Origin of the sequence: Flavobacterium pectinovorum, from assembly GCF_022802975.1 — a bacterium.
Lineage (GTDB): Bacteria > Bacteroidota > Bacteroidia > Flavobacteriales > Flavobacteriaceae > Flavobacterium > Flavobacterium pectinovorum_B.
On record NZ_JAFEVZ010000001.1, the window covers coordinates 446,111 to 459,651 of the forward strand.

Annotated in this window: 10 protein-coding genes; 9 read left to right on the forward strand and 1 reads right to left on the reverse strand. The window is 29.7% G+C overall.

Translation table 11 applies throughout. The features are described from left to right. Positions 1-94: 94 nt before the first annotated feature. Entirely contained in the window at positions 95-1,912 is a 1,818-nt protein-coding gene (locus FLV_RS01850) for a hypothetical protein (protein WP_243230338.1), read from the reverse strand. Between the two features lie 560 nt (positions 1,913-2,472). Here FLV_RS01850 and FLV_RS01855 point away from each other — a divergent pair. The 9 genes from FLV_RS01855 to FLV_RS01895 all read left to right on the forward strand — a co-directional run bounded on the left by FLV_RS01855 (position 2,473) and on the right by FLV_RS01895 (position 13,370). After that, positions 2,473-2,901 carry a hypothetical protein gene (locus FLV_RS01855; RefSeq protein ID WP_243230339.1) on the forward strand — a complete coding sequence of 143 codons (429 nt, stop codon included), beginning with the start codon at positions 2,473-2,475 and terminating at the stop codon, positions 2,899-2,901. A 99-nt stretch (positions 2,902-3,000) separates the two neighbouring features. Further along, entirely contained in the window at positions 3,001-3,963 is a 963-nt protein-coding gene (locus FLV_RS01860) for an HNH endonuclease (protein ID WP_243230340.1), read from the forward strand. A gap of 52 nt (positions 3,964-4,015) precedes the next feature. Beyond that, a complete protein-coding gene (locus tag FLV_RS01865) occupies positions 4,016-4,768 on the forward strand; it encodes a hypothetical protein (RefSeq protein ID WP_243230341.1) in 753 nt (250 codons plus the stop codon). A gap of 751 nt (positions 4,769-5,519) precedes the next feature. Further along, positions 5,520-6,053: a hypothetical protein gene (locus FLV_RS01870; protein ID WP_243230342.1), complete on the forward strand. Its 534-nt coding sequence runs from the start codon at positions 5,520-5,522 to the stop codon at positions 6,051-6,053. 1,822 nt (positions 6,054-7,875) lie between these two features. Next, positions 7,876-8,232: a hypothetical protein gene (locus tag FLV_RS01875; protein WP_243230343.1), complete on the forward strand. Its 357-nt coding sequence runs from the start codon at positions 7,876-7,878 to the stop codon at positions 8,230-8,232. Positions 8,233-8,235: 3 nt separating this feature from the next. Then, positions 8,236-9,249 (forward strand): type II toxin-antitoxin system antitoxin SocA domain-containing protein, encoded by a 1,014-nt coding sequence (locus FLV_RS01880; protein ID WP_243230345.1) that lies wholly within the window; start codon positions 8,236-8,238, stop codon positions 9,247-9,249. 693 nt (positions 9,250-9,942) lie between these two features. Then, positions 9,943-11,157 carry a kelch repeat-containing protein gene (locus tag FLV_RS01885; protein WP_243230346.1) on the forward strand — a complete coding sequence of 405 codons (1,215 nt, stop codon included), beginning with the start codon at positions 9,943-9,945 and terminating at the stop codon, positions 11,155-11,157. A gap of 625 nt (positions 11,158-11,782) precedes the next feature. Beyond that, a complete protein-coding gene (locus FLV_RS01890) occupies positions 11,783-12,322 on the forward strand; it encodes a hypothetical protein (RefSeq protein ID WP_243230347.1) in 540 nt (179 codons plus the stop codon). An 844-nt stretch (positions 12,323-13,166) separates the two neighbouring features. Then, the gene (locus FLV_RS01895; RefSeq protein WP_031453673.1) at positions 13,167-13,370 is read left to right on the forward strand and encodes a hypothetical protein; all 204 of its coding nucleotides are present in this window, start codon (positions 13,167-13,169) and stop codon (positions 13,368-13,370) included. Positions 13,371-13,541 lie beyond the last annotated feature (171 nt).

Here is a 13,541-nt window from a genome sequence, read left to right on the forward strand (position 1 = left end):
TTATTTAATTCACATCCGATAGTACTAATTTAGAAAACGTGCCTGCAAAAAATGTCAAAGCCAAACGGATTATTCTTGTTTGTTTTTAAATAAATTACGGTTTGCAGTAAATATAAACACTATCGACTCCTGCTTCTTTACAACTGTTTATAAATGATGAAATAAACCATAAAATCTGTATAACCTCATTCCTTTCAATAAAGAATTCTGAATCTCGCAATTGCTGAAGTTTAATTTCTAAAGCACTTTTGGAGATAAAATTCAGTACTAGACATACTTCCCTTTGATGATTCGGTTCTAAAATTGTACTCTTAAATCTTTCTGTAAAATCTGCTACCGAATTACCTTTACGCAATCTTGCTATTTGTGTTTGAAATCCATCTTTATTGTAATTACTGTTCCAAAAATTTTGTTTAGAAGCTAATTGAAAATCTTGGGGCGTTAGATTTCCTAAATTTTTCAATGCTTGTCCCACAATGTCCTGAAATGCAGATGCTGAAAAATTTACTTCTTTATATTTCGAATGAATAAATTTAATTTTACTACCGCTAATACTGATATGGTCAGCCCACTCTTTTCCAAGATCATCACATAATAAATATTCGGAATCCTCTAAAAATATGTCTTCCACAATATTAAAAACTGATCCAGCACTGAAATTTATAGAAGTTGCTGAAAACGTACCTTTCTCACTATTTGCAGTTACAAGTTGTTCATCAGGACGAAAGATTTTAATAAAATTGTCAATGTTTCCTAAAAGTCTATTGTCTTTAAATAATTTTCGGTTAGTGTAGATAAGTTCACAATTATCAAAATTAACAATGAATTGATTAGATACATTGATATAATCCAAAAGTTTTTGGATTCTGCCATTATCTTTAAAAAGTATAATATTTCTTAATTTTCGAGAACTTATTGAAATAGATTTTTCATTCATCTTTATTTCTAAATCGTTCGCATATGGATTTTGAATGCTATAAGTATTAAGACCAACAGTATTATTGTTAATAACCTGAAGTAAGGTTTCTACCTTTGATATGTGTTTAATTAGATTAATTGGTCTTTGACTACCATCATCTAAAACAATTCGAGCCTCGTGAATTAAATTTTGTTCCAAATCTTCATATAGTTTTGAGAATACAAATAAAATTGCAATAGGCATAAGGTCCTGCTTGTGATCTTTAAAATCAATTGATTCAGAAAATATTGAAAGAAAAGTTTCTCGGTCTAAATGTGCCCTTAATTTTTCAATCTGTGAGAATCCCCATTTTGAAATTTCTTTTATGGTGCATTTTTTTCCTAATTTATTTATTCTTGAAGTATTCAGTGAGAGTGAAGTTTTTTCGTCATCATTTTTTACTCTCATATTATTTACCACGTAATTACTTGCCCCTAAGGGAGAAAGATTTTGTTTTAAATTAAGAGATTCAAGAGATTTTTGGCGCATAGCTCTATCGGAAACATTCATGTTTTGCATGTTTAACTTTTCGATTTGTGTATCATCATTAACGTATAGAGTGGAAAGAACCTTGGAGTCAATTGGATCAAATTTCTCAATAAATTCATTGAGTTTAGCCACGTTGCGCCTAATAATCATTATATAATCTTTAAAATCCACTATAAGGATGTATGCCAGTTTTATTTCTTCCCAGTTTTCTAAATGCTCTTCGAGAATAGAAGGAATTGCAGTATAACGAAATATACATATAGAATAACTGAAATTCTGCTCATCAATTATAATCTCCTTATTAATAACTCTTAAAAGATAATTCCCTATTCTTCCGGTAGAAATTGTTTTGAAAAGATTTGTAATTAAATATCTTGATAAGTTCACTTCGTCTGGATTAGAATAGAAGTAAGCATTTTCTTTTAATACTATTTGATCTAAAATTTCATTTTCAGTTAGTTGCATTTCTATATATTTTATTTTTATAATTGCTGGTTGTATTATTTTTACAAAATATTTTTATGTCTGAAAAATATTAATACTTTATTTTCAAAGAATTATCTATAAATTCACAAAATTTAGAAATAAATTTCTTAATAATATTACCTCTCTTTTTGTATTAATACTAATTTATCCGATATAAAACTTAAAAATCCGTCATAGTGTTAATTATTATATGGCGCTCATCGAGTTATCCTGAAATACTTTTCGAATGTCTCCTACTCCCGCTCTCCGAAGTGTTGCTAATGAAACGCTGTGCAAATGTCTTCGACTTTGCACATTTTTTTTTAATGTTCTTATAAATTCAAAACTCTTAAAGTCTCCTGACTTTAAATAACTGTTTTATTCGATTTGGTTATATTCAATAGGGAGATATAACTAAATATTCTTTTAGTGTTTTGTAATCTTTTTTGGTTATTTTTGAAAATATATAAAACAATACAAGTTTTCACCGATTTAGATGAATTTGCGAAAGGTTTGTATAGTGTTTAAGCAAGTACATTTAAATCATGTCATAACTATAGATGAAAAAATATCACGTAAAAGAAAAACATCAACAAGAAAACTTATTTATTGCTACAGCGTTAATAAGCACGTCAATGGTAATTACCATTCAGCTCGTTAATGAGAAAATAGATTCACTACAACTATCAATCGCCTTATATTGTTTCTCTGCATCAATTCCACTTTTAGTTGGAAGTATTGCTGCGCTTTATTTAGAAAAGTTATATAAAATTAGAGCTCACATCTGGTATTTATGGATATGTAACTTTTTTGGTTGTTTCCTATCAATAGCAGGAATTGGATCAATCTTCTTTAACTTCAATTGGATTCTTGGAACAATATTTTTAACCTGCTGTTTGTTTACTCTTTTCGTAATTGTTAGTTATACGGGGTTGTTGGAAAAAATAAATAACGACGACCAAAAAGATGAAGAAATAGAAATTCCATAAACTCAAACTAGTTATAGCGTATCGATCGTGAGCGCAAGCAAAATCAATAAAAGTTTTCTAAATATAAAAAGTTAAAGCAATGTAATTAATATAGAACAAATGCATGAAAAGACATTTTTTGATAAATACGAATTGATAAGCTCTTCAAATGATTTTAGAGGACAGTTTAATGTTACCATTGATAAAGTTTGTAAATTTTGTCTAAAAACTTCAAAAGAAAATACATTTAAAAATATCCCGCATGTTATTCCAGAATTATTAGGTAAAAATAATTATACAAGCAATGACGAATGCGATAGCTGTAATAAATTATTCGGTGCATACGAAACAGACTTATCAAATTACATTAGTCCTTATCAAACCCTGATTGGACAAAAAACTAAGAGCAAGATTCCGATTTTCCAAAGCCGAAAAGATTCAGCTGAAAAATCTACAACAATAAAATATATAGATGGAAAACCAAATATAAATTTTAATAACAATCTTGTAGATTTTCATTATGATTATACAAACAAACTAATTAGTATGAACTTAAAAAAGAAAAAGTTTATACCTCTTAATGTGTATAAAAGTTTAGTAAAAATTGGTCTTTCTCTATGTCCAAGAAATGAATTAGAAGATTATAAAAAGACAATTGAATGGTTAGCTAAAAATGATAGTGAAAGTGAGATAGTTTACGATATCCCATTAAATTTGTATCGAACACGATTTGCAAATAAATATTATGACAAACCATTTGCATCGTTATACAAAAGAAGGTTTGAGATAGCTAATAACAAGTACGAACCAAAGCTTTCATTAGTAGTTTGTTCAGGGGTTTTAGTTTTTCAATTATTTATACCATTTTGCACAGAAACAGAAAACATTAATTACAAAGAATATCAATTGGTAAATGATTTATATCCAGCTTTTTTACATAATCTAGATTTTAAAGGAGAAGAAAAAATAGAGATTCATCCATCTCAATTGCCTATAATAAAATATGATATGAATTATTCTGCGCAAGTTGAAGCAGATGAGATAATCCACTTTAAGTATGAGAAACTGGAGTCTATAAAATAGAGTTCATTACTATTGTACTAATTCAAAATCAACTCAAATCTTTTCTTAACATATGAAAAAAGTAATAGTTGGGATATGCAAATTGTGTAAAAAAGAAAAACCTTTGACATATGAACATATTCCTCCAAAATCAGCATTTAATAATAATACAAAGTTTTACGAAGTAAATTCTAAAGACTACTATCAAAATGCTATGGATTACTCAGAAGGGAAGTTAAAACCGAAATCCAGAATAGAACAAGGTGGTTTTGGAAATCATTGTCTATGTGACGAATGTAACGGTTACTTGGGTAAAAAATATGTTAGAGATTATAAAAAATTTGCTGAAATTTCATATGGAATAATAAATCAGTATCAAGATGCAAAATGTTATGAATTTGATGTTTCTGATATAAATTTATTAAAGTTCATAAAACAAATTATAGCAATATTTATCTGTTGTAATAATTCCAATTTTACCAAAACATATGATGGTTTAATTGAATTTGTAATGGATGAAAATTCAAATATACTATCAGATCGGTACAAAGTTTATATGTATCTAAATCATGAAGGAAATATTAGGAATGGTAATATTATGTATACAAATCTTTGCGGCGCAATGTGTGAATTTACTTTTAAGCCATTTGGATTTGTCTTAAATATAGATAATCCAAAACCTATCTTGCAATTATCTGATGTAACAAATTTTAAATATTATAACTCTGAAATTAAGTATCAAAAGTTAATGATTAAATTAAATAAATATCCAACTATACTTCCATTTCCATTGGATTATAGATCTAAAGATGAAATTAAATCGTGAGTTTATTCGTAATCATCCTGTTAATGATTTATAAAATAATTTATATATTCGTACATAAATATTGTATATGTTTAGCACCCCCGCTCCCGCACGAATCCTTTCGTGTGGGCTTTTGAAACCGCACCCACTCGCTTTCTGAAGTTTTTTTATGAAACGCTGGCGAATGTCTATGACTTCCCCGGGCTGGCACGAGTGTCACACTCGTGCACACAATCTAAATAAAAAAACAGATCCCAGCTCCCCGAAGTGTTACATTCTTTATTGAGAAGGAGTAGAGGTAACTAAATATTCTTTGATGCTTTGTAATCTTTTTTGGTTATTTTTGAAAGTATATAAACGTAACAAACATTTGTATATCCACCCAATTTCGCGTAGATTGTCGCTACTTTGTAGTGTATATAAAAAAGTTGTAGGCAATTTTAGAGAACCAGGCCAACAGACAAAATGATGAAATTTGAAAAACATTTCCCCTGCTCTCCGAAGTGTTCCATTCTAACGCTAGGCAAATGTCTCTGACTTTGCGTATTTTTTTTAATGTTCTTGTAAAATCAAAACTCCTGAAAGTCTCCGGACTTTAAATAACGAACTACTTATGCAATTACTTTATTAATAAGGGTAGAGTTAACTAAACATTCTTTGATGCTTTGTAATCTTTTTGGTTATTTTTGAGAATATATAAAACGAAAATGAATTACGCCAATCAAGCTTAACTGTTAGGAATTCGAATATTTGTTTCGTATATATACAACTTATGCGTTACCCACTAGCAACCATCTTTAAAATTGAGCATATGACTAATTTTTGGAAACAATCGGGAATTCCACATAAAGGCTGGATCTTGATAGATGTAATTGATGTTAGAGAAGATGAACAATCGGAAGACGAAACGGAATACGAAAGCTGTATGATGTGTGGTAACGAAAGAATCCGTTATGTTCATATTGTTGAACATCGTGAAATTAATGAAGAGTTTAGAGTTGGTTGCGTTTGCGCTGAAAAAATGACTAATGATTACCTTAATCCAGGAAGACGTGAATCAGAGTTAAGAAACCGAGCGAATAGACGAAAAAATTGGAAAAAGAAAACTTGGAAATTAAGCAGTAAATTAAATTGGTACATAAAAGTTGAAGATCATATTATAGTTATATTTAAAGATAAATTTACTTCAAAATATAAAGTTATGATTGATAAAACAATTGGAAATAAATTTTTTAAAGATTTAGAAGACGCAAAAATGGCAGCGTTTAATGGCATTGAGTATTTCAAGGAAAATAAAGAATGGTAATTTATAATGGCTAAAACATACAACGATTTTTTATCTCCCTCCCACACAAATCCCCCGGCTGGAGAGAGCGTCTCGCTCGTGAAACTTAATAAATATCAATAAAAGTTTCTAAGTTAAGAGAATATAACAACTAAATACACTTTTGAGGCTTTGTAATCTTTTTTGGTTATTTTTGAAAATATATAAGCGTAACAAACATTCGTATATACTCCCAATTTCGGGTAGATTGTCGCTACTTTGTGGCGTATATAAATAAGTTGTGCGTCATTTTAAAACCCACCGAACCCGCTCTACGAAGTGTTCTCTTAAAAAACTAAACCCTAGATCTTCGAAGTCTTCCTAATGAAACGCTGTGCAAATGTCTTCGACTTTGCACAATTTTTTAATGTTGTTGTAAAATCAAAACCTCTTAAAGTCTCCCGACTTTAAATAACTGTTGTGTCATTTAACTATTCCTTGTTTATAACTTGGTTTATAAGTTCGTATGAGTTTTTAAGAGATTAATATTTAGCATTTTATCTTTGTAGTGTTACTTTGTTTAAGCAAAATAACTCGATTCAAATGGGTTGGTTAGAAACTTCGGCATTTGTATTTAAATCTGCTACCGCAAGGGGACTATACACAGCAGAGCTATGGCACTAAGGTATGAGTAGTATGTATAGAAGGTTGATAATAACCGGGGAGTTGATACCAATCTGAAGAGCATTAATCGACTACTTCAGACACGTGATGGGGAGGATGGCTCCGGAAAGAAGTTAACTTTAACCTTGAAAGTGTGTGAGAACTTAAACTGGACAGCCAGTTTAGGGGAGACACACTATGCACATTCCAAAGAGAATTCTCCATAAGGAATTTAAACTATTATATTACTATATATAAATAAAAAGGTCGAAAAAATCAAAAAAAGCCCGAAAAATCGAAAAAAAACGCGCTGCTTAAGCTCAATTCCAAAAGTCTGCTTTTTAAAATTTTGAAAATATTTTTGAGCAAAAGTAAACGCGATTTAATCGATTCGTCAAGTAAAATAATCCAAAAACAAAATACCAAATAAAGAAAACCTTGTCAGTAATGGCGAGGTTTTTTTGTTATACACAAAATATCCCTACTATTCTGAATATGATTTAATCGTTATTTTAAAAAATAAATATTCTGTCATTTTGATGTCACACCACATTCAAAACGCTATTCTGTTCTTTGTAAAACCAATAAAATAAGTGTTTTAATAGAATGATTTTTTATGTCCTATTTTATTTTGAGCCCAATAAATACCTTGCAAGCACTAGAAATTTTTAAAAGGCGTCCTGTTTTAATGTTTAAAACCTTGATGGCAAATAAAAAATATTTTTTTAGAAATCAACCTTTTAAAAAAATGAGTATAAAAATATATAAAGAATTATATTTATGAAAAAAGCAATCTTGTCAATAATAATATATGCTTTTGTCTTCATTATTGTGATGACAATTATTTTAAATTTTGTAGAAAAAGACAGAATACTTCTAATGGCAACTTTTTTCGAAAAAGTTCTTTCGAGCATACCATTTATCAAAATGTTACCATGAAAGAAGAAATGAGTTTATTTTTGTTCGTCCGCTTGACAAATGATTGCAGCTTCTTCTCAACTTTTTCGTTTATCGAATAAGAGTCTTGATATTTACATTAAAAAAAAGTGTTACTCTGCTTTGGGATAATATTGAAATAAATTATTTTAATATTCAACTAAAAAGTTTAATTATTTGTATTTTTTTTATATTTTTGCAATGTTAAAGTTGTTAATCGAGTTGCAAATAAGATTACAACATTCGTAATCTTATTATTCGTATCATGGCAACAGAACAAGAAGTCAGAATGTTTTTGAGCGAATTTAAAGCCAAGTTAGATATCTTTAGTGTTATCTTTCGGGATGATAGAACAGTAAAAAAAAATACTGAGGCATTATTGGCTTTAGATTTATTACCGGCAGAGAGAAAAGAAGTTCTCAAGAAACTTGCTGTGGAAGATTATTGCCAAGGTCCTACTGATGATTTATTGTATAAGATGTCGCCTATGTGGATTTTTGGAAAACTAATAAAAGCAAAAGAAATGTATATTAAAATAACAATAGGTTCAGAAAATCTGCCTGTTATTTGTATTTCTTTTCACGAGGCAGAATTTGCCATGACGTATCCCTTTAAAAAATAAATTATGAAAAGTCCATTTACTGGTAAGGAAATGAGGATTGTTAGGGAGAATACAATATTACCTTACAGAAAAGATGAATTTGAAATTGTATACCAGGCATATGAATGCGAGGATACACAAGAACGTTTTACAGATGATGAATTAGATTTGATTAATATAAATCAGGTTCATAATCAGTATAGAGAAAAATATGGAATTCCTTTCCCAGAAGAAATTAGAAATATTAGAGAAAAATATGATGTCTCAGCAAAAAAGATGTCAGAAATTTTAGGATTAGGTTCAAATGCATATAGATTATATGAAAGTGGCGAAATGCCGTCAGTTTCTATTGGAAGATTGATTTTATCAATAAAAGAGGCAGAAGAATTTAAGAGGCAAATTGAGTTTAGCGCCCATCTATTAAAAGAAACGGAATATAATAGATTAATTAAAAATATAGATCAAATTATAGATAATGATAAGGATGTATGGCGAAAAATCTGCGAAGAGGAATACGCTTATAGGACAATTGATCAAAATTCAGGGTTTAAACTCTTAGATTTAGATAAAATTGCTAACGCATTAAGTTATTTTGGCTCTGCCAAAATAGAACTTTTCAAAACAAAAGTTAACAAACTTTTGTTTTATTCTGATTTCTTGAATTATCAAAGATTTGGAATCTCAATGTTTGGAATTACATACAAAGCAATTCCTTTTGGCCCTGTTCCAGTAGAGTATGAAAAAATATTCAAGCATTTGTATGATGAAGATAGTATAGATATCGAACATTTCCAGATTGATCATAATTATGCTGAGAAATTCATACCGCAATTAAAATTCAATAACACTTTATTTAATGAAGTTGAACTTAAAGTCCTTGAAGATGTAGTAAGTACTTTTAAAAATAAAAATACAACAGAGGTAGTAAATATTAGTCATTTAGAACCTGCTTGGATTGATAATAAAGACACTAGAAATATTATTAGTTATAAGAAATATGCTTTTGATTTAAAGGCAATTGAAATAACTAGTAAATAGTCAAATATTGCATAGAAATACGACGATATATTAATAAAATAACCAGGCTCTCCGAAGTGTTCCTGCGAAAAGCTACATTGCTGTGCGAATGTCTATGACTTCGCACATTTTTTTTTAATGTTCTTATAAATTTAAAACCTCTTAAAGTCTCCTGACTTAAAATAACTGTTTTGTATAATTTGGTTTTATTTATAGAGTTGAGGTAACCAATTATTTTTTTGATAGTTTGTAATCTTTTTTGGTTATTTTTGAAAGTATATAAACGTAACAAACATTTGTATATACATCCAATTTCGGGTAGATTGGTGCTACTTTGTAGAGTATATAAATAAGTTGTACGTTATCTTATCCCAGCTCCCCGAAGTGTTCCTAATGAAACGCTGTGTAAATGTCTTCGACTTTGCACAATTTTTTTAATGTTCTTATAAATTCAAAACCTCTTAAAGTCTCCTGACTTTAAATAACTGTTGATCATTTATAAATATTTATTTATACATTCGTAAATAAATATTGTAGGTATTTGTCACACATTTATAGCCAAATATGGTGGCTTTGTGTGATTTTATCACACATATAAATAAGTTGTAAAACATTTTGACATTAAATTACATATTTAGATTTATTAATAAACATTTATAGCACCTTTTAGTAATGAACAAAACAAACCTTGTATTAATTTTTAGCTTATTAACAATGTTCTATAGTTGTAATAATGATCATGAAAATAATCATGAAACTTCCCCTCCTAAAAATGCAGCTCCAAATAAGTTTTCATTATTAGATGTTAGTAATGGAGCTATTGAGGTTGCTTTGAAACCAACATTAAGTTGGAGCACAGCAACCGATCCAGAAAACGATCCAATAACTTATGATTTAGTGATGGATAATAATGCTAACCCAAGTACAGTAATTGCAACTAACATACATAAAACAACTTTTACAATAAGTAACTCTTTGCAATTTTCAACAGTTTTTTACTGGAAAGTCATTGCAAAAGATAAAGCTGGGAATTCTACCGAATCTAGTATTTTTAGTTTTACTACAAACGTTTTATTTTCTCAAGTAACAGCAAATGCTGGATTTGCTGGAAGATTAGACCATGACACTATGGTTTTTAATGATAAAATGTGGGTGATTGGTGGTACAGATGCAAGTTACAATTCAAGAAATGACATCTGGAATAGTTCTGATGGCAAAACATGGACAGAAATAACTGCAAATGCAGCATTTTCTGGTCGTGGTTCTTTTTCAACTGTAACTTATAATAACAAAATTTGGGTTATAGGTGGTTATTCTTCTGGAAATAAAAATGATGTATGGTCAAGTTCTGATGGCATTAATTGGATAGAAATGACATCTAATGCAAATTTCAGTCCAAGATATGCTCATACATCTGTTGTATTCGATAATAAAATTTGGGTAATTGGAGGTGAGATTGGCTCACTGGATGTTCGAAATGATATATGGAATAGTACTGATGGCATAAATTGGACACAAATAAATGCTTTGGGAGCTCCCAGAAAAGGGCGACATACCGCAGTGGTATTCAATAATAAAATATGGCTTATAGCAGGTTTAGGTCCAAATGGCCTTACAAATGACGTTTGGAATAGTAATGATGGGGTTAATTGGACAGAAGTTACATCAAATGCTCCGTTTGCGAAAAGATATTATCATACCACAGTAGTTTTTGACAATAAACTTTGGGTTATTGGAGGAATAAGCGGAAGTACTATGTACAATGATGTATGGAATAGTAGTGATGGAATAACTTGGATTCAGGTAACATCTGATGCTCCTTTTTCAAAAAGAGACCTTCATACCTCTATAGCATATAAAGATAAATTATGGGTTATTGGTGGTAGAGATACCAATTCCAGAAAAAATGATGTTTGGTCAATGAATTAAAAAAAAGGAAAAACGTTTTACAACAGCCAGCTCCCCGAAGTGTTCCTAATGAAACGCTGTGCAAATGTCTTCGACTTTGCACAATTTTTTAATGTTCTTGTAAATTCAAAACCGCTTAAAGTCTCCCAACTTTAAATAACTGTTTTGTGTAATTTGGTTTTATTGAATTGGGTAGAGGAAGCCAATTATTCTTTTGATAGTTTGTAATCTTTTTTGTTATTTTTGAGTAAATACAAAACGAAATGAAATTGCGTCAATCTACCTTAATTGGGGTGGATATGCGAATGTTTGTTTCGCATATAAATAAGTTAGCAGCAATATTAACGCTGCTCTCCGAAGTGTTCCATTCTAACGCTACGCAAATGTCTCTGACTTTGCGTATTTTTTTTAATGTTCTTGTAAAATCAAAACTCCTGAAAGTCTCCCGACTTTAAATAAGGAACTACTTATGCAATTACTTTATTGAGAAGGGTAGAGGTAACTAAATATTATTTGATGCTTTGTAATCTTTTTTGGTTATTTTTGAAAGTATATAAACGCAACAAACATTCGTATATACATCCAATTTTCGGTAGATTGGCGCTACTTTGTAGCGTATATAAATAAGTTAGGCAACATTTTACATATGAATGAAAAGCAACAAATATCCGACAGAGAATATGCTGCTTCTATGGCACGAAAATATTTAAGTGGGCAAATTTCAAAATATCAAATAATAGATAATTTTCCAGATTACGAAAAAGATGTTAAAATCCGACTTCTCTACAAACAGATTATGGATAAACCGAAAAGAAGCTGGTTTTTCGGAGTTTCTAAAGAAAAATATGAAAAATACATAACAGACACTTATGAAATCATCGAAGATTTAGAAACGGACAAATTAAGATTTAAGACTATGAAAACCCTGTTTAAACAATTGTGGCTACAATCAAACATTTGTTCTGAACCAATTGAAAATATGGGATTTCAGATTTTTGAAGTTTCGAAGATGACCTATAACTCTAAAAAAGAAATTTTACGATATTTAAACTTACTTATTGACAAAAATTATATTATAAGAATATCAGAAGAACCTTTACTTTATGAATTTACTGAAACTGGAAAGAAAATAGAAACAGATTCTGAAATTGAAGAAATAATAAAAAACGTTGCCCAGCTCCCCTAAGCGTTCCATTCTTTATTGAGAAGGGTAGACGTAACTAAATATTCTTTGATGCTTTGTAATCTTTTTTGATTATTTTTGAATGCATATAAACGTAACAAACATTCGTATATACATCCAATTTAGTGTAGATTGGCGCTGCTTTGTAGCGTATATATATATATATATATATATATATATATATAAGTTGGCGGTCAGTTTGGCAGAACTGAAAATAAAGAAGAACATCAGAATGAAAAACTTAAAATTTATTATTGTTATAATCTTTGTGAATGTTTCATTTGGACAAATTCCCGCTCTCCGAAGTGTTCCATTCTAACGCTACGCAAATGTCTCTGACTTTGCGTATTTTTTTTAATGTTCTTGTAAAATCAAAACTCATGAAAGTCTCCCGACTTTAAATAACTAACTGCTTATGCAATTAATTTATAGAGAAGGGGTAGACGTAACTAAATATTCCTTGATGCTTTGTAATCTTTTTTGATTATTTTTGAAGATATATAACACAAAACAAACATTCGTATATGCACTCAATTTCGAGTAGATTGGTGCTACTTTGTAGCGTATATAAATAAGTTATACTGAACCAAAATTAGACCGACGATATGATAAAAACATTAACTTCTTTCCGACTTGATCTTTACTTAATATTTGGTTTTAGTTTAATAGTGATTTTAATTATCGAGTTATTTTTGATCAAAATTCCCGAATTGTTTCCGGGTGGAGAAATGATAGGAACGATTGTATTGAAAATATGTTATTCAATGAGTCCCGATGCATTGCACAGGTAGGGTTAAAGCATGGCAAAGGCATGGATAGTGTATGAATAGTGTATTAAAAACGAAACGTGATAACAAAAGGTACAAGGGTTTGTATTTATCCTAAAGATGTACAGTGCATTATGGGCAAAGAATATGCGCAGGCGAGATTGTATTTATTGAAGATCAAAAAGCATCTTAAAAAAGAAGATCATCAATTAGTTTCAATTCAGGAATTTTGCGAATATACAGGTCTTAAAATAGAGCATGTAGTGCGTTGCATAATTGGATAATCAGGAACAGTTTCGAGGCTGTCATAATGCTGTTTTTAAGAGTAGCCAGTTCAGATAATAGTGATGGTAAACAGGAAAGACAAATAATAAGTTTTAAGTATAAAAAAAGCATGACTTTTTTAGGGTCATGCTTTACTTCTTAGCTATGATAGGTGTTTTTGAAAAAGTACA